The organism is Methylotenera mobilis 13 (assembly GCF_000384255.1).
Taxonomy (GTDB): Bacteria; Pseudomonadota; Gammaproteobacteria; order Burkholderiales; family Methylophilaceae; genus Methylotenera; species Methylotenera mobilis_B.
Genome location: NZ_KB913035.1, coordinates 1,053,976 through 1,075,468, shown reverse-complemented (window position 1 = coordinate 1,075,468; position 21,493 = coordinate 1,053,976). Strand labels below are relative to the sequence as shown.

Annotated in this window: 22 protein-coding genes; 1 reads left to right on the top strand and 21 read right to left on the bottom strand. The window is 42.9% G+C overall.

Annotation, left to right across the window (positions count from 1 at the left end):
• Positions 1-176 precede the first annotated feature (176 nt).
• From A391_RS0105165 to rpoE, 21 genes are all read right to left on the bottom strand, one after another.
• On the bottom strand, positions 177-650 hold the full coding sequence (locus A391_RS0105165) for a SixA phosphatase family protein (RefSeq protein ID WP_019897843.1): 474 nt from the start codon (positions 648-650) through the stop codon (positions 177-179).
• A 20-nt stretch (positions 651-670) separates the two neighbouring features.
• Positions 671-2,749 (bottom strand): polyphosphate kinase 1, encoded by a 2,079-nt coding sequence (gene ppk1 / locus A391_RS0105160; protein WP_019897842.1) that lies wholly within the window; start codon positions 2,747-2,749, stop codon positions 671-673.
• Positions 2,750-2,851: 102 nt separating this feature from the next.
• Positions 2,852-4,399: a cryptochrome/photolyase family protein gene (locus tag A391_RS0105155; RefSeq protein WP_019897841.1), complete on the bottom strand. Its 1,548-nt coding sequence runs from the start codon at positions 4,397-4,399 to the stop codon at positions 2,852-2,854.
• Positions 4,396-4,560, bottom strand: a complete 165-nt coding sequence (locus A391_RS14690) for a DUF2256 domain-containing protein (protein WP_081621918.1) — start codon at positions 4,558-4,560, stop codon at positions 4,396-4,398. Before A391_RS14690 ends, A391_RS0105155 begins: the two co-directional genes overlap by 4 nt.
• Before the next feature lie 43 nt (positions 4,561-4,603).
• Complete coding sequence (gene tpiA, locus A391_RS0105150; RefSeq protein WP_019897840.1) at positions 4,604-5,404, bottom strand: triose-phosphate isomerase; 801 nt, start codon at positions 5,402-5,404, stop codon at positions 4,604-4,606.
• Between the two features lie 3 nt (positions 5,405-5,407).
• A complete protein-coding gene (gene fba / locus A391_RS0105145) occupies positions 5,408-6,451 on the bottom strand; it encodes a class II fructose-bisphosphate aldolase (protein ID WP_019897839.1) in 1,044 nt (347 codons plus the stop codon).
• Positions 6,452-6,486: 35 nt separating this feature from the next.
• On the bottom strand, positions 6,487-7,473 hold the full coding sequence (locus tag A391_RS0105140) for a class 1 fructose-bisphosphatase (protein WP_019897838.1): 987 nt from the start codon (positions 7,471-7,473) through the stop codon (positions 6,487-6,489).
• Between the two features lie 99 nt (positions 7,474-7,572).
• The gene (locus A391_RS0105135) at positions 7,573-8,373 is read right to left on the bottom strand and encodes a tRNA threonylcarbamoyladenosine dehydratase (RefSeq protein WP_019897837.1); all 801 of its coding nucleotides are present in this window, start codon (positions 8,371-8,373) and stop codon (positions 7,573-7,575) included.
• Positions 8,373-8,750, bottom strand: coding sequence for a holo-ACP synthase (gene acpS / locus A391_RS0105130; RefSeq protein WP_019897835.1), 378 nt, complete (start codon positions 8,748-8,750; stop codon positions 8,373-8,375). Before acpS ends, A391_RS0105135 begins: the two co-directional genes overlap by 1 nt.
• A 28-nt stretch (positions 8,751-8,778) precedes the next feature.
• Entirely contained in the window at positions 8,779-9,507 is a 729-nt protein-coding gene (gene pdxJ, locus A391_RS0105125) for a pyridoxine 5'-phosphate synthase (protein ID WP_019897834.1), read from the bottom strand.
• Between the two features lie 77 nt (positions 9,508-9,584).
• A complete protein-coding gene (recO, locus tag A391_RS0105120; protein WP_019897833.1) occupies positions 9,585-10,319 on the bottom strand; it encodes a DNA repair protein RecO in 735 nt (244 codons plus the stop codon).
• A gap of 30 nt (positions 10,320-10,349) precedes the next feature.
• The gene (gene era, locus A391_RS0105115) at positions 10,350-11,279 is read right to left on the bottom strand and encodes a GTPase Era (protein WP_019897831.1); all 930 of its coding nucleotides are present in this window, start codon (positions 11,277-11,279) and stop codon (positions 10,350-10,352) included.
• Positions 11,276-11,968: a ribonuclease III gene (gene rnc, locus A391_RS0105110; protein WP_019897829.1), complete on the bottom strand. Its 693-nt coding sequence runs from the start codon at positions 11,966-11,968 to the stop codon at positions 11,276-11,278. Before rnc ends, era begins: the two co-directional genes overlap by 4 nt.
• Positions 11,969-12,013: 45 nt before the next feature.
• Positions 12,014-12,400 carry a DUF4845 domain-containing protein gene (locus A391_RS0105105; RefSeq protein WP_019897828.1) on the bottom strand — a complete coding sequence of 129 codons (387 nt, stop codon included), beginning with the start codon at positions 12,398-12,400 and terminating at the stop codon, positions 12,014-12,016.
• A gap of 39 nt (positions 12,401-12,439) precedes the next feature.
• Positions 12,440-13,219 (bottom strand): signal peptidase I, encoded by a 780-nt coding sequence (lepB, locus tag A391_RS0105100; protein ID WP_019897826.1) that lies wholly within the window; start codon positions 13,217-13,219, stop codon positions 12,440-12,442.
• 67 nt (positions 13,220-13,286) lie between these two features.
• Entirely contained in the window at positions 13,287-15,080 is a 1,794-nt protein-coding gene (lepA, locus tag A391_RS0105095; protein ID WP_019897824.1) for a translation elongation factor 4, read from the bottom strand.
• Between the two features lie 185 nt (positions 15,081-15,265).
• A complete protein-coding gene (locus A391_RS0105090) occupies positions 15,266-16,675 on the bottom strand; it encodes a DegQ family serine endoprotease (protein ID WP_019897822.1) in 1,410 nt (469 codons plus the stop codon).
• A 48-nt stretch (positions 16,676-16,723) separates the two neighbouring features.
• Positions 16,724-17,188 carry a SoxR reducing system RseC family protein gene (locus A391_RS0105085; RefSeq protein WP_019897817.1) on the bottom strand — a complete coding sequence of 155 codons (465 nt, stop codon included), beginning with the start codon at positions 17,186-17,188 and terminating at the stop codon, positions 16,724-16,726.
• 25 nt (positions 17,189-17,213) lie between these two features.
• Entirely contained in the window at positions 17,214-18,209 is a 996-nt protein-coding gene (locus A391_RS0105080; protein WP_019897815.1) for a MucB/RseB C-terminal domain-containing protein, read from the bottom strand.
• A complete protein-coding gene (locus A391_RS0105075; RefSeq protein WP_019897813.1) occupies positions 18,206-18,697 on the bottom strand; it encodes a sigma-E factor negative regulatory protein in 492 nt (163 codons plus the stop codon). The genes A391_RS0105080 and A391_RS0105075 overlap by 4 nt, the downstream gene beginning before the upstream one ends.
• A gap of 56 nt (positions 18,698-18,753) precedes the next feature.
• Positions 18,754-19,371: an RNA polymerase sigma factor RpoE gene (rpoE, locus tag A391_RS0105070; RefSeq protein ID WP_036317050.1), complete on the bottom strand. Its 618-nt coding sequence runs from the start codon at positions 19,369-19,371 to the stop codon at positions 18,754-18,756.
• Positions 19,372-19,672: 301 nt separating this feature from the next.
• Here rpoE and nadB point away from each other — a divergent pair, with 301 nt between their 5' ends.
• A complete protein-coding gene (gene nadB, locus A391_RS0105065) occupies positions 19,673-21,313 on the top strand; it encodes an L-aspartate oxidase (RefSeq protein WP_019897811.1) in 1,641 nt (546 codons plus the stop codon).
• Positions 21,314-21,493: the final 180 nt, after the last annotated feature.

The window sequence follows — 21,493 nt, the reverse complement described above, 5'->3', positions numbered from 1 at the left end:
TTTTAGCTCACTGAAATGGTATAAATAGGTCAGCTATTAAGATCATCAAATAGATGCATCGTAATATGCCTACAGCTCTAAGTTAACACAGTTAAACATTAGTGTATACAAGTATGTGCGGCTAGATAACTAGCACGCGTATCGATGAGATTATCTCAAGAAACAATACTGAGTGTTTAAAAATGAGGCTGAATAACCGCATGAATATAATAATGTGACGAGTGACCAACTTTGCGCTGCTTTAACCACCAAACAGCGCCTTTTTTAACCGTACATGCACTTTCGTTTGCGCCCAAAAACTTACTGATTAACCAACCAAGGTTAGGCTGATGCCCTACCATTAAGATGGTTTGAGTGTCACTCAGATTTGATATATCTTTAATGATGCGCGCAACATTGCTATCCACACTTAAAAAATCAGCTATTTTGATTTCAGCATGGTTTAAATCATGCAAAGCTTGTGCAGTTTGCAAACAACGTTGCGCAGGACTGCACAGTAGGTCTACTTGATCCGGCATGTGTTTATGTAGCCATTTGGCAACTTTGGCAGCATCCTTATGACCGCGTTTGGTTAATGCACGGTCACTATCGTGACCTGATTCACTTTGCGCCTCTGCCTCGGCATGTCGCCAAATGATTAAGTTCGCCATGATTGATTTAACCAGTTTATTTAATCCGTATATTTCTGCAAAAGTTGTAATTGTGCGCTATAAATACGAACAGGCTCACCAGATTTGGTTCGACTATGCATCTGTGATGCAATAGGCTGGTAACTACCATCGGCATTTAATATCCAAGCATCATGATTATCGTCTAAGTACATTTGGCAGCACTCTTGCAAGATACGCCCGCGATTTTTTGCATCAGTAATTGGCCATGCAATTTCTACGCGACGCATCATGTTACGATTCATCCAGTCTGCGCTGGATAGCCACATGTGCTCAACCTCTGCAATTTTGAAATAAAACACGCGGGAATGTTCTAGCAATCGCCCAATGACTGAACGGACACGAATGCGCCCCTCTAGTCCAGGCGCATCAATCGGTAAAATACAAGCACCGCGTAGAATCAGATCAATTTGTACACCGGCACGCCCTGCTTTTACCAATGCCTTCACTAGAGCTTCATCAGTTAATGCATTCATTTTTAAAATAATGGAAGCAGCATTGCCAGCTTTTGCACTAAGCTCGGCAGACCTAATCTTGGCAAGCATCTGTTTATGCAAATTAAAAGGTGCAACCAACAGTTTCTGCATGCGAGGTAGTTTTACTTGGCTAGCGATATGTCTAAACAAATGCTCCATATCACGAGTAATCTGCGCATCGGCCGTCAGCATACTCACATCGGTATATAAACGCGCTGTGCGTGGGTTATAGTTGCCAGTAGAAACATGTCCATAATATTTAAGTCCACCTGCCTCACGGCGCATGACCAGCAACATTTTTGCATGTGTTTTCAGCCCTACAATACCATAAACTACTTGTGCGCCTACAGACTCTAAATCTTCTGCCCAGTTAATATTTGCCTCTTCATCAAACCTAGCTTTCAGTTCAACAACAGCCATTACCTCTTTACCACGACGCACAGCCTCTTGTAGTAGTTTCAGCATGCGCGGGTCTGAACCTGTGCGGTAGATAGTTTGCTGGATGGAAAGTACATCCGGGTCGTTCACCGCTTCACGCAAGAAATCAATCACCGATTCAAAGCTCTCGTAGGGCTGATGAATCAGAATATCTTGCTGTTTAAGCTGGGTGAAAAATGATTGATTTGGCACTAACTGCTGGCTGATTTGTGGCTCATAAGGCTTAAATTTAAGATGATCACCCTCAGCTAAATCTGCTAATTGCATCAAGCGCGCTAAGTTCACCAAACCATTCACGCGATAAAGCGATTGCTTAGGTAAGTCAAATTGTTGTAAGAGTAATTTCGCTAACTTTTCATCACATCCATGTGATACCTCTAGCCTCACGGCCTCACCAAAGTGCCGTTGCACTAAGCCTTTTCGGAGGGCAGTACGCAAGTTTTTAACATCCTCTTCATCAACGGCTAAGTCTGAGTGTCGGGTCACTCTAAACTGTGAGAAGCACAGCACTTCTCGGCCGGCGAATAAGCTAGCTAAGTGCGCACGTATGATGCTAGACAATGAAACAAATTTTTGTTGCTTGCCGCTGAGATTTTTGGGCAGTTTAATTAATCGAGGTAGCGCTCTTGGGACTTTCACAATGGCAATATTATTATTGCGACCAAAAGCATCTGTGCCACCTAATGACACAATAAAGTTGAGTGATTTGTTAGCAACTTGCGGAAAAGGATGAGACGGGTCAAGTGCAACCGGCACCAATAAAGGACGGACATTAGACTCAAAATAACGTGCTACCCAACGCTTTTGCTCGATTGTGCGGTCACCATGAGAGACCAAATGTACACCCTGACTAGCTAAAGCAGGCATTAAATCTGTGTTAAAGATTTCATACTGTTTTTCCACTAGAGTATGGGCAGCTTTAGATATCTCTAAATAGCTTTGGACATTAACATCTGTCTTTTTTTCATTATCACGCATAGCATCCACATGTGGTGCAGCGCGCACTTCAAAAAACTCATCCAGATTAGATGATACGATACAAAGAAAACGTAAACGCTCTAACAGAGGATACTCTGTGTTTTGCGCAAGACTCAACACACGCGCATTGAACGCAAGTATGCTGATATCTCGATTGAGTAATTTGAGAGGAGAGTTAACTGAACGCATGATATTTTTTAATTAATTATTTCATTCAGCATAGTTGCCAATTATGACAGTATCATGAAAATTCACATAAGCCATCAATACCTAGCTAGCGTCAATATACTCTTAAATTTCATCAAGTGCATCTAAGACCTGCTGGGCTTTCTGTTGAATCAATATCTTTTCTTCATGATTAAATCGATTAAGATTTTTAACCATTAGCACTGTTCTTGGATTATTGAGCATCACTTGCTCATGCTTGATGAGAAAGTTCCAGTATAGCGTAGTCACAGGGCAAGCTTTTGCAGAAGTTTTAATCTCTGGCTGGTAACTGCAACTATTGCAGTAATTACTCATGCGCTTAATGTAAGCGCCACTGGCAATGTAAGGTTTGCTTGTAAATCTTCCACCATTTGCGTGTAAAGCCATACCGATTACATTGGGTAACTCAACCCAATCGACCGCATCAACATAGACTGCTAAATACCAATCTGCAACTTGTTTAGGCTCAATTTCTGCTAATAAACCGAACATGCCCGTTACCATGAGGCGCTGAATATGATGTGCGTATCCATACTGCATAGTCTGCGTAATAGTTTGACGCATGCAATTCATATTGGTTTTACCTGTCCAGTACCAATTTGGTAAATCTCGCTGATGCTCATAGTGGTTAGCTTGAGCCATGGCAGGCATATCTAGCCAATATAGTCCGCGGATAAACTCTCGCCACCCTAGTATTTGCCGAACAAACCCCTCTACGCTGGCTAAAGGTAAATTGTTTTTTTCATAAGCTTGCTCTACTGCGTCAATCACTTCTTTTGGGTGCAGCAGTTTTAAATTGAGGGATGAGGCTAGTAATGAGTGCCATAAAAACGCACCTGAGGCTAAATCACTTTGCCACATTGCATCTTGATGCACACCAAAATCAACTAATTTAGTCGCTATAAAGTATTGCAAAAATAATAGTGCTTGCGCTCGTGTGACTGGCCAACAGAAATGATCCAGCTTACCAGGGTGCTCTGGAAAGAATCGCTCAACATCAGCAAAAACTGCTTGAGTAATTTGGTCTATTTCGAACTGGGGAACAGCTGGAATGTTTTGTGGGCCATCCTTACTAAAAGATTTCCGGTTTTCGTGGTCATAATTCCACTTTCCACCAATAGGCTCTTCACCCGCCATCAACACTTGGTAGCGTTTGCGCATGTATCGATAGAAATACTCCATGCGCAACTGTTTACCTTGTCCGGTCCAACGCTTAAAGTCCGCCTGGCTACATAAGAAAAACGTATCATCTCGCACGATCAGCCGTTTATTTAATGTTGATGCACAATCCTCTAGCACTTTTAAAACCCTATAATCTCCCGTCTCACAAACGATGATTTGTTGCGGGTCATATTCTGATAGCAAAGCTAACCATGCACTGGCTAAATCAATATAATCATGATCACCTAGCTTTAAATAGCGTAAGGGATAATGCTGACCTTGCAAGGTTTCTGCAAAATGACGCATCGCTGATAAAAACAATGCAATACGTGCTTTGTGTGACCATACATGCGTCGACTCATTTGGCGCCTCTATCATCAACACCATATCCTGCTGATGGTTAAACCCTTCTAATGCTGGGTTATCCAAATTGAGTTGGTCACCCAATATCACGATTACATTTCTCATCATTTTTTTGCGCTTTGCTTACATGTGTTTGAACAGTATTTAACAGAATCCCAATTTTTAGACCATGACTTACGCCATGTCATGGTGCGTCCACATTGCACGCAAAGTTTGCTAGGAAGATAAGATTTATTACCTTTAAATGAGAGATGGGTGGCTTGAGACATTTAACAATGACTACTGCCTTTACTATAGGTTCAGTATTTAGGCTTACTGATGCGCTTCTAAAGCTAAGTCATTAGCGATACGGCCAATTTCTGTAAACGCTTCTGCTACTAATGCAGAGCGCCCAAGTAATGCACCATCAATATCAGGCATTTTCAGCATTGCATCTGCATTATCAGCGCTTAGGCTTCCGCCATAAATAATCCGTATGTGCTGTGCAAAATCAGGCGCTCTGGTGGCAATCAGTTGCCGGATATAAGCATGCATTGATTGTGCTTGTTGCGGGCTTGCATGTTGACCCGTACCGATCGCCCAGACTGGCTCATAAGCCACAACCATATTATATTGTTTGGCACGAGCAAACGCATCGTCATCCAAACTGTGCAACATGTTGAGCACCTGCTTCTTAACCGTATCTTCAGCCAACCCTGCATCACGTTCAGCTTGCGCCTCACCTACACAGTAAATTGGCGTTAAGCCGCCCTCTAATGCGCGTAAAAGACGCTGAGCAGTCACTTCATAACTTTCCAGCCTAAGCATTCGTCGCTCAGAGTGCGCAAGAATCACATATTGACAACCAAATTCTGCAATCATGGCGGCTGAAATGCAAGAGGTGTAGGCACCTTCATCATATTGACTCACATTCTGCGATCCCCACAGAATATTACTACCAGCCAGTAGCTGTTGCGCCTGAAACAGATACACATAAGGTAAACATACTGCAAAATCGACTGCATTCAAATCTTTAAAGTTGGCTATTAATTGCAACAATAAATCACGATTACCTTCAAGGGTTCCATGCAGTTTCCAATTACCTACAATCAAGCCTCGCCGCGAACTGTTCATTGATTAATCCTTGGTATAGCGCGCAGCCATCTGTTCCATTGATACCACTTTAATCTGGCTAGCACGCCCAGCGCTTCCAAACGCTTCAAAACGGTCTTTACATAATTGCTGTGCTGCCAAGATGGCAGATTTAAAATAGATACGTGGATCAAAATCCTCTGGGTGCAAGGCCATGCTTTCTCTAATGGCTGCCGTCATGGCTAAGCGTATATCTGTATCTATATTCACTTTTCTCACGCCATTTTTAATGCCTTCTACAATTTGCGATACTGGCACTCCATAGGTTTCTTTGATTTTCCCGCCATATTTCCTAATCATCTCCAATGAGTCTTGTGAAACGCTTGAGGAGCCATGCATCACTAAATGTGTATTAGGGATGCGTGCATGAATCGCTTTAATGCGATCAATAGCAAGTGTATCTCCTGTGGGTGGCCTGCTGAATTTATAAGCGCCGTGACTGGTTCCGATGGCAATGGCTAAGGCATCCACTTTAGTTGCAGCCACAAAGGCCGCCGCCTCATCAGGATCTGTCAGCAATTGCGATTCACTCAACATGCCTACTGCACCACTACCATCTTCATCACCTGCCTGCCCAGTTTCTAACGAGCCTAAACAGCCCAGTTCACCCTCAACAGAAACGCCCACGGCGTGTGCAAACTCGACCACGCGCTTAGTTACCTCCACATTGTATTCATAGCTAGCTGGGGTCTTAGCATCAGACAATAATGACCCATCCATCATCACACTAGAAAATCCGCTCCGAATAGCCATTTGGCACACCGCAGGTGATGCACCGTGATCTTGATGCATACAAATAGGGATATGCGGGTATTGCTCAATCGCAGCCTCAACCATTTTCCTTAAAAACGGCTCACCTGCATACCCGCGTGCACCAGCAGAAGCTTGTAAAATAACAGGACTATCTACCTCATTGGCTGCCAGCAGAATCGAATGTATCTGTTCCATATTATTGATATTAAATGCAGGCAACCCATAATCATGCTCGGCGGCATGATCTAATAATTGCCTTAAAGATATCATCGCCATAGAACGCCCCTTAATGACAACTCAGTTTAAAAACCTCACCGCTGATGATACTGCTCAATTAAATCGACTTCTTGTATAGACCCTAATATTGCAGGTACACGCTGATGAATCTGTGTCGGTTGTAAACCTAACACAGATGCACGACCCGTGCTGGCTTTCCCGCCAGCCTGCTCAATTAACATACTCATCGGGTTCACTTCATATAATAATCTTAACCGACCTGCTCGGTCTGTTACTTGGCGATCTTTTGGATAAAGAAATACGCCACCTCGCATTAATATGCGGTGGATATCCGCCACCATGCTGGCCATCCATCGCATATTAAAATTACATTGCCTAACACCCTCTTCACCGGCGATACAGTCAGCAATATATTGCTGCATAGGCGCCTCCCAAAAGCGTTGCCGACTGGCGTTAATTGCAAACTCTGGATAATGTGCTGGAATCTGTAAATCAGGGTGCGTTAATTCAAATACCTGTGTCTCTGGATCTAAGGTAAACGCATGTGTGCCAGCCCCTAGCGTAATCACTAGCATGGTAGCAGGCCCATACAGCACATAGCCAGCGGCAATCTGATGAATACCTTGTTGTAAAAACATGGCCTCACTGCGCTCAGCATTCAAGGGTGCAGGTAGTACAGAAAAAATAGAACCAACCACACCATCAAATGCAACATTTGAAGAACCATCAAGCGGGTCAAAACATACTAAATATGGGGCATCTACAGCGTAGCCATCAAAGTAATAAGGGGAAGCTAACTCTTCAGATACTGCACCAACCACTAATTTAGTGGTTGATAAACAATCGATGAAAATATCATGGCTGCTAATATCCAACTGCATTTGGGCTTCGCCTTGCACGTTGATACTATCAAGCTTATTTGTAACGCCGGCTAGCTTACCTTTTGCAACCAAAACTGCAATCTGCTTACCAGCATCGGCAATGCTCAAGATTAACGGTGATAACTGACCAGCATGATTCAGGTTCGCGCAAGACTGATTTAAGAAGTCACTTAATTTCATATATCCACCCATTTATGATTTACATCTATCGGGCGACGATGTGTATCAATCATGCGCGCTTAGCTAAAGAAAATACAGAGATATTAAATCAGCCTATATTTACTTAGCTAATAAAGCTTTAAGGACAAAAGCTGTGGCAGTAAAACCAAATGGTGCTGTGACACACACACTAGACCCATAACCCGCACAGTTAAGCCCTGTCACTCCAGCATTAGACTCTATATCGCAAGTGCTATTAGGTTTAATTACCTCTTCATCGGAATAGACTGCCTGTATTCCAAATTTATCAGATTTTTTTGAATTAGTCGCTTTAGGAAACTGATGGTCTCGACGCAACTGGTTACGCACTTTCGCCAATAAACGATCACCAGACACATGAGCCAAATCAGCCACTTGAATACGTGTAGGGTCTAGCCTACCACCTGCTGCACCTACTGTGACTAAGCCCAGCATGTGCTGTCGACAATAAGCCACGATTGCTATTTTGGCTTTGGCATCATCAATACAATCAATGACATAATCATACGGCGGATTTAGCATCACACTGACATTTTCAACAGTCACAAAATCTTCAATTTCATGCACCTGTGCGAACGGGTTAATACTCAAAATACGCTCGCGCATTGCAGTGACCTTAGCTTTGCCGAAGGTATGATCTAAGGCATGGAGCTGACGGTTAACATTAGACTCCGCTACGTTATCCAGATCGATTAAAGTAATTGTCCCTACCGCATTGCGTGCTAAAGCCTCGGCAGCCCAACTTCCCACGCCACCAATACCAATGACACAAACATGCGATGACTGCAACTTAGCCAAACCATCTGCACCATACAGCCTAGCAACGCCTCCAAAACGACGCGCAATATCTGGTACATTCAAATCGATCGTAGTTGCTGCCATTACATTTCCAACACAACAAATGCAGCAGCTAAATTTTTCTCATCGCTAATACTAATGTGTGTTTTATTGATATTTTTTGAATCTAAAAATGCTTGTAGCACGGGCGCCAGCACTAAAATAGGCTTACCCAAATCATCATGGGAAACTGCGATATTCTGCAAAGTGGCAGGAGCTCTTAACCCGGTGCCGAGCGCCTTAGAAAAAGCCTCTTTTGCAGCAAACCGTTTTGCTAAAAAACGAGATTTAATATTGGACTGCTGATAACTTAGCATTTCACTTTCTGCCAAAATCTTTTTTGCGAACGTATCACCAAACTCTGCAACAGAGTCGTTAATGCGTGCGACTTCAACCACATCTGTACCAATTCCAAAAATCATTAATCGCCTTTTAGCTTTTACCAGAGTGCTACTTAGGTGCAAACTCTTTCATCAAAGATTTCATTTCACGTACAGCATTATCCCAACCGACAAATAAGGCATGCGCCACAATCGCATGGCCTATATTCAGCTCTTCAAAGCCATACATGCGCGCAACATGATGTACATTATGATAGTGCAGACCATGACCGGCATTAACCACCAAACGCGCATCCTTTGCATGATGCAGTGCGCGCTCGATACGATCAAGTTCTGCAATTTGCACACGCTCGATTTCGGCATCTGCAAAAGTCCCAGTATGCAACTCAATCACTGGCGCACCAGTCTTAACCGCTGCGTCGATCTGCGCTAAATCAGGTGCTATAAATAATGATACACGAATACCCACATCGCTTAGTTTTTGTACCGCATGTTTAACTTTGTCAAAATGGGTAACCACATCCAGCCCACCTTCAGTAGTGCGCTCTTCACGACGCTCTGGCACTAAACATACATCTTGTGGCATCACTTTAATCGCGATATTCAGCATTTCATCGGTTACTGCACACTCTAGATTCATTTTGGTTTGCAATAGTGGACGCAATGCAAAGATGTCTGCATCTTGCATGTGGCGACGATCTTCGCGCAAATGTAGCGTGATACTATCCGCACCAGATTGTTCTGCACGCAATGCCGCTTGTACTACACTAGGATATTTAGTGCCACGTGCCTGACGAATTGTTGCAACGTGATCAATATTAACACCTAATTTAATCATGAGTTTATAACCTTATAAATCGTAATATTATGCCAGCCCTGATACTAAGTTAGCATTGAGCTGCCTCAATAAGTTAGTCAGTAGCCCTGTAAATCAATTAACAATTGTCGAGTATGCAAAGGCTTGTCACCTAAGTAATGCGCTAATAAATAACGCATCAATTGCTTACTTTGCTGTTGTGTTTGCTCATCACGATAATCATCGTTTGACATATCAATTAATGTTTTACCCGATAGTTGCACACCGTTTTCATGGCGTGTTAATGCACCACGTAATGGGTATGCACCATGCTCGGCTTCGTAACGATAATGCTGCTGTATTACTACAGGCGTATCGTTGGCATCTACATGCAGTGGTATTGCGTAACCCAATTCTTGCAAAAATTTCAACTCAAAACGGCGCAGTGTTGTGGCTAAATCATGACTAATCGCCAAGGTCTTTAATGTATCGGCATAGTACTCAAACAAAGCTTCATGCGGGTCTTCTCGTGGCAATAACCTCAACAGTAACTCATTGAGGTAAAAACCACACATCAACGCCTCCCCTTGTAACAGAAGTAGCACACCGTTCCATTCAAGACTGTGTAATGTCTTAAGCTCTAATTTACCAGACCAAGTAGCGAGCATCGGTTGAAACGCTTGCAGCATACCGCGCATAGCAGAACGTGGGCGCCTTGCGCCTTTGGCTGTGGTTGCTACGCGCCCAAAGTCACGCGCAAACAACTCAACCACTAAGCTGGTTTCTTTAAAAGGATAAGTATGCAGCACGTAAACGGCTTGATTATCCTGACGATGTGTACTCACCGAGGCCATAGGGTCTCTACTTACATCTCTACTAGCGTATTAATAGCCTAAGGATTTTAGCGCACGGGCATCATCAGCCCAACCGCCCTTAACTTTTACCCAAGTTTCCAAGTACACTTTACCACCAAACAATTTTTCCATGTCTTGTCTGGCTTCAGTGGAAATTTGCTTGAGCTTCTCGCCGTTTTTACCAATCAACATTGGTTTTTGGCTTTCTTTGTCCACAATAATGGCGCAAAAAATACGGCGCAATTTACCTACCACTTCAAATTTTTCAACTTCCACAGCGACTGAATATGGAATTTCATCGCCTAGCAACCTAAATATTTTCTCACGCACTAGTTCTGCCGCAAGAAAACGCTCATTCTTATCAGTCAACTCATCTTCAGAATATATTGCCTCTTGCTCAGGCAAATAAGTGCGGATAGATTTTAATAACTCATCTAAATTCAGGCTCTTCTTGGCACTCACTGGCACGATTTCTGAAAACGGGAACTCCAAGTCAAAATCTTGAATCAATGGCAATACATTGCCTTTATCACCCATCAAATCTAACTTATTGACCACTAAAATAGTTGGTGTTTTATCTGATAACAACTGCAACACTTTGCGATCTGCTTCGCCCAACTTCATTGGCTCAATCACAAACAGCACGACATCTACTTCTGTCAGTACTTGTGTGACTGTCTTATTAAGACCTTTGTTTAATGTGTTTAAGTGCTTTTGCTGAAAACCAGGCGTATCCACAAATAAATACTGCGTATCATCTGTGGTGTGTATCCCCAATAAGCGGTGGCGTGTTGTTTGTGCCTTGCGTGAAGTAATAGCGAGCTTCATGCCTAAAATATGGTTTAGTAACGTGGATTTACCCACATTCGGACGCCCTACAATGGCCACCGTACCGCACTTATAGGGACCGTTGAAAGCAGTCACAGCCTGCACTTCAAGCTCTTGATTAATATCTGTCATTTTTTAACTTTTCCAATATGGAGTTTATTTAACGCAAGCAAAGCGAGTTCTGCTGCCTGCTGTTCAGCAATGCGACGGCTACGTCCCTCACCTACTGTGCGAATTTGATGTTTCTCAACCAAGCATTCCACGACGAACTTTTGCTCATGCGCTTCACCGCTGGTATGGGTCACTGTATATTCAGGAACTGCGATTTTTCTACTCTGCAACAACTCTTGCAACAAGGACTTAGGATCTTTATCAATCACTTTAGGATCAATCGTCTCTAACTTATTTGCATAAAGCCCTAGTACAAAGGTCTGGGCGGCTTCAAAGCCACTATCTAGATAAACTGCGCCGATAATCGCCTCGAGCGCATCGGCTAAGATGGAAGGCCTGCGCCAACCTGCACTTTTAAGCTCGCCTTCACCTAATAACAAAGCATCACCAAGATTGAGTGATAAGGCAATTTCTGACAAAGTTGCCTCTTTCACCAACTGTGCTCTCAGTCGACTAAGATCGCCCTCTGCCAGTTTTGGAAACCGCTGATACAACTGATGGGCAATAATAAAGTTTAGAGCGCCATCACCCAAGAACTCAAGACGCTCATTATTGAGTCCAGCGTAACTCCTGTGAGTGAGCGCTTGGGTTAACAAGTTTTCATTCACAAATTGATGCGACAAGCGCTTTAATAAGTCTTGTTTAGACATCAACACCACCAAAAATTCGCTGCTTATTTATATTTCTAAAATACACTACTTACCATCACTACGGGCTGAAAAATCAATCAGCACACTCACATTACCAATAATAGGCTTGACGACCTCATAGTCAACCATCACTACCGTACCACTCGAACCTTTTTCAATCACAAGATCAGCGCCGGTCACTACCTCTACATAGGAAGTAGAGGCACGCTTATTAAATGAGTCTTTGATTTCTTTATTAGTCATTGTAGCTAGTGATTCATCCTGCATCGATTTTAATACTTTTTTTACCGACATAAACTCAATATAAGCTGGTGTCACTTTCATGACAATTAAAGCAACAAATACGATAAACACGCCAACTATGAGCATGCCAAGTAGTGTTGCGCCATGTTGATTTTTTGCACTTTTCATATTCATCAATTTGTTTATCATGCTTATCTCCATACTGATTGACGTTGATACAGCTTAAAATTAATTTATTTTATTACCAATTCTAGACCCCTGATCAAAGTTCATCCAGATAAAAAACGCCTTACCAACAAGGTTCTGTTCAGGTACAAACCCCCATACACGGCTATCCGAACTATTGTCACGATTATCCCCCATCGCTAGATAATGTCCATCTGGGACAGTCACTTCTTCACCCTCTGCAAATTTAGCACCAATTGTGTCTACGTCATAACTACCGATCACATCATGCACTAAAATATCATGTTTTTTTGCGCCTAACTGCTCATGATATTGCTTGGCTTCAACGACATTAAGGCCAGACATGACATACTCGTAATAACCGGCATCTTCAACCTCGACTGGACGCCCATTAATGGTTAAACGCTTGTCTTGGTAGCCAACTTTATCACCAGGCAAGCCAACAACACGCTTGATGTAATCAATAGAAGGGTTAGGTGGATAGTGAAACACAATCACATCACCTCGCGCGGGTTGATTAACTTTTAAGAAAGTATTGTTTAAAATTGGAACACGTAATCCATAAGTAAACTTGTTTACTAAAATAAAATCGCCTGCCAGCAAAGTAGGCATCATCGAACCTGATGGTATTTTGAATGGCTCGACAACAAATGAGCGAATTAAAAAAACCACGAGAATGACAGGGAAAAAGCTTTTGGCATATTCAACGATAACTGGCTCATCCACCCCCGCTGGGCGTTTTTTACTTAATACTAAACTATCCAATAGCCATATTAGCCCTGTTACCAGCAATACGATTATCATGAAAAGCGCGAACATCATGGCGTTTTACCCTATTTTCTTATTTGTTTTAACTTTGGTTTGTATATGGCTTTTGTTTCAATAGCTTTTATTTATCTTCAACTCTTAAAATGGCTAAAAACGCCTCTTGTGGGATTTCAACGTTACCCACTTGCTTCATGCGTTTCTTACCTTCTTTTTGTTTCTCAAGCAACTTACGCTTACGTGTAATATCACCACCATAACATTTTGCAATCACGTTTTTACGCATCGCTTTCACAGTTTCACGCGCAATGATATTAGCGCCTATCGACGCCTGAATTGCCACATCAAACATTTGACGCGGAATCAATTCACGCATTTTTGCCGCCACTTCACGACCTCGATAAACACTATTACTGCGATGTACAATTAAACTCAAGGCATCAACACGCTCACCATTCACCATGATATCTAACTTAACCAAATCAGCCGCACGGAACTCTAAAAACTCGTAATCCATACTTGCATAACCACGTGATACAGATTTCAATCGATCAAAGAAATCTAATACAACTTCATTCAATGGCATTTCATAGCTCAACATCACCTGACGACCCAAGTACTGCATATTGCGCTGAATACCTCGCTTGCCATTACATAAGGTCATCACTGGGCCAACATAATCTTGTGGCATCAACAAATTTACGATAATCACAGGCTCACGAATTTCTTCAATACGTGATGGCTCAGGCAAGCGTGATGGATTTTCAATTTGCTGCACCTCGCCATTTTTGAGTAGTAGCTCATATACAACTGTTGGCGCTGTGGTAATCAGGTCCATGTCATATTCGCGCTCTAAGCGTTCTTGCACAATCTCCATGTGCAACAAGCCTAAGAAACCGCATCGGAAACCAAAACCCAATGCCGTTGAGTTTTCCGCCTCAAACAGCAAAGACGCATCATTCAAACTCAACTTTTCCAGCGCGGTACGCAAAGCTTCAAACTGATTTGACTCAACAGGATATAAGCCCGCAAACACTTGCGGCTTCACTTCTTTAAAGCCTGCCAACGGTTCTGCTGCTGGCTTACCAGCCAAAGTCACAGTATCACCCACTTTAGCGGCAGCCAACTCTTTAATACCGGCAATCACAAAGCCTACCTCACCCGCTGACAATGATGTTTTTTGTAGCGATTTTGGTGTAAACACACCCACCTGCTCACACAGATGCTCAGATCCTGTCGCCATCAAGCGTATCTTATCTTTAGGTTTAAGTATGCCGTCTACCACGCGCACTAGCATCACGACCCCCACATAGTTATCAAACCATGCATCAATGACTAAGGCCTTTAGTGGCTTAGTGACATCACCTACAGGTGGTGGTACTTTAGCAATCACTGCTTCTAATACATCACGAACACCTACACCGGTTTTTGCAGAACAGCGCACAGCATCAGAGGCATCCACACCTATTACATCTTCAATTTCCTGAATCACGCGATCAGGGTCTGCTGACGGCAAGTCAATTTTATTCAGTACTGCTGTCACCTCAACACCCAAATCTAATGCGGTATAGCAGTTAGCTACACTTTGTGCCTCAACTCCTTGGCTGGCATCAACCACCAGCAGTGCGCCTTCGCAAGCTGACAGTGACCGCGAAACCTCGTAGCTAAAATCCACGTGACCTGGCGTGTCAATTAAATTCAGATGGTAAATCTGTCCATCATCTGCTTTATATTCCAAAGCTGCCGTTTGCGCTTTAATCGTAATACCACGCTCACGCTCAATATCCATAGAATCAAGCACTTGCGCTTCCATCTCACGATCTGCCAAGCCACCACACAAGTGAATAATGCGGTCAGCCAAGGTGGATTTACCGTGATCGATGTGAGCAATAATGGAAAAGTTACGAATATTTTTCATGTTTAATTTTTAATAATGACTAAATTGACGACTAACGAGCTGTTCAAGTAGAACAGATACGGCCTTAACAATAAGGGCGCACTAGGCGCCCTTATTGTTAACCGAACAGCTCGGATTTTACAGCAAATTCAAAGTATTAACATCTATAGATTATGCATGCCCTTAATTATGCTGTGAGATGACATTTACTTAGCGGCTGGAATTTTCACTGGTACATACAATGTATTTTCGCCACGCAGCACTAGCAAGGCAATCGTCTTACCGGCGCCAAAACTAGACAACTGCTTATTAAACTGCTCAAGACTTTGCACTTCAGTATTATTCAAGCCCAATACGACATCACCGCGACGAATACCAGCCTGAGCGACTGCGCCCTGAGCATCAATGACTAACAGACCACTCTTACCGTTAAGCTTTTTCTTTTGCTGAGGCGTTAGTTCCTTTAGAATCAAACCTATACGATCCACATCTTGTTTCGCTGAAGGCTTACTCGCTTGTACAGACTCTGATGAATCCGATGGCATTTCACCAATCGCGACACTCAATGTCTTTTCATTACCTTTACGCAATATTTCTACAGGTACCGCTTTACCTGGCTTAGCAACACCCACCGCGCGAGGCAAATCAGAAGAGCTCGAAATCGTCTTACCATCAAACTTAGTAATCACATCACCAGCTTCTAAGCCACCCTTGTCCGCTGGCCCACCTTTTTCAACACCAGCCACCAAAGCGCCATTCGTATTTCTCATGCCGAATGATTCTGCGAGTTCTTTACTTAACTCTTGAATCACAACACCCAACCAACCTCTAGTCACTTTGCCAGAAGCTTTCAGCTGATTAGTCACCTCTAGCGCCACATCAATGGGGATGCTGAATGACAAGCCCATTGAACCACCGCTACGACTATAAATTTGTGAATTAATCCCCACTACTTCACCCGCGAGATTAAACAATGGACCACCAGAGTTACCTGGATTAATGGCCACATCGGTTTGAATAAAAGGTACAAAGTTTTCTTGTGGCAAAGCTCTACCTTTTGCACTTACGATACCAGCAGTCATGGTGTTCTCAAGACCAAATGGAGAGCCAATCGCTGCTACCCACTCACCCACTTTTAACTTGTTTGGATCGCCAGTCACGACTTTTGGCAAACCTGTTGCTTCAATTTTAACTAATGCAACATCAGTACGTTTATCTGCACCAATAATCTTTGCTTTAAACTCGCGCTTGTCTGACAATTTAACAATCACTTCATCAGCTTCAGACACCACGTGCGCATTGGTTAGAATATAACCATCATGACTGATAATAAAACCTGAACCTAAAGATTGAGATTTATACTCAGGCTGTGCGCCGCCATTTTGACCAGGAAGATTAGGAATACCAAAGCGTTTAAAGAACTCTTGCATTTGCTCATCGCCTAACATGCCAGGAAGCTGCACATTACTTGCGCGCATACTTTGCGTGATACTAATGTTAACAACAGCAGGTCCTTGCTTTTCGGCCAACTCGGTAAAATCTGGCAAATCTTTAGCATTCACATTCACTGCAGAAAACAAAACAACTGCCATTGCAGCAAGCCAACTTCTCATCATCCACTCACCTCGTTTAGTTTAAAAATCAAATAATTAACACACCAGGGATCAAATATCCTTAACCTCTTTATTAGCACCACAAGATGGCATAGCCTCCGCCTGGCGCAATATAATTGCGTGATGCCTATCACGACCGGCCAGATGTGATTTAACCCAGACAAAACCAATCAACAGCCCTATTATCGCAGCAAATACCACGTATAACTGGTGATCAAATAATGCTTCAGCTAACACTGAAAAAATGATTAGGCTCAACAACGGCACTACATAAAGAAAAAAAACAGATTTCAACGCAACCTGCTCATCGATGCCAACAATGACATTGTCACCCACTTTTGCATCTATGGTATTTTGCGCTTGAAATGTGTGACTTTTATGACCAAGCAACTTTCCCCAAGTTGCATTGCCACAACCTCGTTTTTGCCCACAAATGCCGCATGCAGTCCTGCGTTCAATTTCCAACTCCGCGACATCCTGTTTGCAATGAAGCACTACCGCATATTCTTCTATCATAGTGTGACTAAAACTAACCTTACATTTATTTACTGATGACCACTGCGTTTGCAATCTGCACGACAGTTGCCTCGGGCACTTCACCTACCGCTGTGACGAGATGTCCATTATTAACACCCGCATAAAAGCTTGTACTTCCAGTTGTGACGAGTGCCACCTTGGTTTTACCACTTTTATTTGTAGGCTCTATGAATAAGGAAACTGATGCTAAACCATCAGAAAAAATCATGTGCATGATAGGATAAGGCTTACCCGGCACCATACGCACCATCTGATCTACTTTACGATAGCCTGCGGGCAACTCTTTAATCTCCCAAGTAACCGATAGCTTTCCATCAGGAAGAATGACTGGCTCATCCTCCATCACGTAGTTCTTTTTGCTATCGATTTTCGGTGTAAACCAATCTAATGCTATTGAGTTTAACAATGACAAGCGGTTAAATCCAATGCTTTCAATGATCTCACTACGCTGATTAAACCTGACAGACTTTAACAGTAAGCCATACTCACTATCTATCCAGAATTTGTAGCTATAACGTAGCCTATCCTTTGGCTCTAAGAATAGCACTCGCGCTTGTCGATCAGCCACTCGTTCTTGAGTACTTGAATGCAGGGTGTAATTATCACGTATCGAATCAAAATTCAGCGGCAATATGGCCGGGAACATGTTCTGACCACGTCTTTTTTCAATGACTATTTTTTCATTTTTTTGGTTGTATATAATCAGATTGTTACCCTGACTTAATACTTCACGGGTTGCACCATCTAGGACAACGTTTCTTGCAAATTCGTTTTTCCCATCAAATAAATGTGTGATCTGTACAGACTTAGACTGCTGAGCAGTTTGACAGACGAAAATACCTTCATAACTTAAAGCACGCGCTGCAACCGCAGCTTTTTGCAACACAATCCAAAGCTCATCGTCTGTGGAAGCATGACCAGTCAAGCTCATCGCACACAAAGCAAATAGCGTAATTCCTGCGAGAAATTTAGCCCAAACAACTCGACTGGTTAAAATCATTCTGAATAATTCACCGATTGTATATAGTATGAACTTGTTGATGGTGCTGATGATTGATGTGCAGTTAAATACTCCGCGGGGATTGATTCATTGGTCGTTGTTGACACCTCAGCCACCTCTATCACCGCCGATGGACTATCAGTTTGAGACTGTTGCTGCAGTGCCATCCAGCCCACCACCATCACAGCAGCAAAAGATGCAGCGATTGACCATCGCGCAGGCAATTTATCTTTAAGCATTTCTGTTCTATTTACACTGGGTTGTGAAGCGCTTGGCGCCAATACAGTAGGTTCTTGCTCAATCTTCTGCATTAGCTTTTGTTTAAAGTCGGAAGGAAGAGCAACATCTCCGCGCATCGCATCCCCAATTAAATGGTAATGATTCCAAGTCTGAGAAGCTTGCTTATTGACATGGATAGACGTAATCAGAAACTCAGCATTTTCTACCGCGATTTCATCATCCATTAAAGCAGATATTTGTTCACTCATTATTAACTCCTAATACACACTCAAGCAATGCATTGTTACTTTTGGCTTCTGTACAATTACCAGCGTTTGTTATCTGGCGTATCCAATAAAGGTCTTAATTTTAGCGAGATCGTTTCGCGCGCTCTAAATATTCTTGAACGTACTGTACCTATTGGGCAACCCATGATCGTGGCAATTTCTTCATAGCTCAAGCCTTCAATCTCTCGTAAGGTAATCGCCGTTTTCAACTCTTCAGGCAGGCCCTCAACGGTATCATTGACGGTTTGTGCTATCTGCTTGGTCATCATGCTAGATTCTGGTGTTTCTGTCGTACGTAACTCATCACCACTATCAAAGTTTTCAGCATCTTCGATTTCAATGTCAGTAGATACAGTTGGGCGACGACCCATAGAAACTAAGTAATTTTTTGCCGTATTGATGCCAATACGATACAACCAAGTATAAAAGGCACTATCGCCCCTAAAATTTGGCAATGCACGGTAGGCTTTAATGAAGGACTCTTGTACCACGTCTTCAATTTCAGCTTGGTCACGAATCATGCGTGACAATAAACGAGCCAATTTACGTTGATATTTATCAACGAGCAGTCCGAACGCACGCTTATCCCCACGCTGCGCGCGCAAAACAAGCTCGTGATCAATTTCACGATTACCAGAAACTGGCGCAGTAGCCACTACTTGCAACCCTTCTGCCAGACCCACTTTAGCTTGTCCAATTTTATTATCAAATTTCTCACTTCTATAAGTATAACCTTGGCTAGCAGGTTGAATGAAGTTAAATTGGGCTAATTCCTGAATTTTACTGGGTTGTATCATTATGTTCGCCTCCACAGCTTAGAATTTTTCATTTAAATAAAATTAAACGATTACTTTATTTATGTTTACAACGTTATTTCTATTGCCTTTTATAATGACCACGATACACTCTCAGAAGTTCCTAATAATTCAATTCTCCTCCACTCAATCCTCGTAAATTATGCAGCAATTTGATGTTTTAATTATTGGCAGTGGCCTAGCAGGACTTTCGCTTGCACTGAGGACGGCTGATCATAAAAAGATCTGCTTGGTCAGTAAACGTCGCATTAACGATACTGCCAGCAATTGGGCGCAAGGCGGCATCGCCGCAGTGCTTAACAATGAGGATTCATTAGACGCGCATATTCAGGACACGCTAATCGCAGGTGCGGGACTTTGTGACGAAGCAGTCACCAAAAAAGTCGTTGAACACGGAAAAGAAACAGTTGAATGGTTAATAGAACAAGGCGTCAAATTCACGCGTGAAAATGACAACAGCAATTACCATTTAACCCGTGAAGGTGGCCACAGCCACCGTCGCATTATCCATGCAGCAGATGCAACCGGCAATGCGGTTCAAACCACGCTCGCCGACCAAGTCAGACAACATCCCAATATCACCTTGCTTGAGAACCATATTGCCGTAGATTTAATTACGACACACAAGGTGAAAAATCCCAATCAAACCATTGCAGATGACAACGCATGTCTTGGCGCTTACGTGCTGGACAACAGCACTGGAAAAGTAATTACAATTGGTGCGCAGAATACTGTACTAGCCACAGGCGGTGCAGGAAAAGTATATCTATACACCACTAATCCAGATGTTAGCACTGGCGACGGCATGGCAATGGCATGGCGCGCTGGTTGCCGTGTTGCAAACATGGAGTTTATCCAGTTTCACCCCACTTGTTTATTTCATCCGCATGCTAAATCATTTTTAATCTCTGAAGTTGTACGAGGTGAAGGTGGCTTGCTCAAACTGCCAGACGGTACTAGATTCATGCCTGAGCATGACTCTCGCGCTGAACTTGCATCAAGAGACATCGTGGCGCGCGCGATTGACTTTGAAATGAAAAAACGCGGGCTTGACTGTGTTTATCTAGATATTTCACACAAACCACTCAACTTCATTCAAGAACATTTTCCAAACATCTATAAGCGCTGTTTGGAATTAGGTATCGATATTAGCAAGACGCCTATTCCTGTTGTCCCGGCAGCGCACTACACCTGCGGGGGGGTAATGACAGATGACAAAGGCCAAACTGACGTTAAGCATTTATATGCGATAGGCGAGACCTCTTGCACTGGCTTACATGGTGCAAACCGATTAGCAAGCAACTCTTTATTGGAATGCTTAGTGTTTGGCAAAGCAGCGGCCGAAGACATTCTCAATCAACCACCACGTAAAATACCTAACTTGCCCTATTGGGATGAGAGCCGAGTGACCGATGCCGATGAAGAAGTGCTGATTACGCACACTTGGGATGAACTTCGTCGATTTATGTGGAACTATGTGGGGATAGTGCGCACGGATAAACGCCTGAGCCGCGCATTGCACCGCATCCACATGCTGCGTGATGAAGTACATGAGTTTTATAGCAACTTTAAAATCAGTAACGACCTCATAGAACTCAGAAATCTACTACAAGTTGCTGAATTGATTGTCAGAAGCGCGATTGAACGTAAAGAGAGCAGAGGCTTACATTTCAGCAAAGACCATCCCAACAATGACGAAGACCCCATTCCTACAGTGCTTGAACCTTCAAACTATTACAGCATATTAGATCGTGAGCATGGTCATAACCATGCCAACCACTAGCAACAAGTGCTGAGTATAAACCTACAACACTCATCACCTGTGCCGTTAGCATGACTTCATTCGCATCCGGCATTTGACCAAATATTTTTATCTAGCTTTAATTTCAATCTACCGTATAATCACAAAAAATCTAATGCCCTACGCAACCAATCAGCGTAGCGGTCTTTTTATCTCTCATCT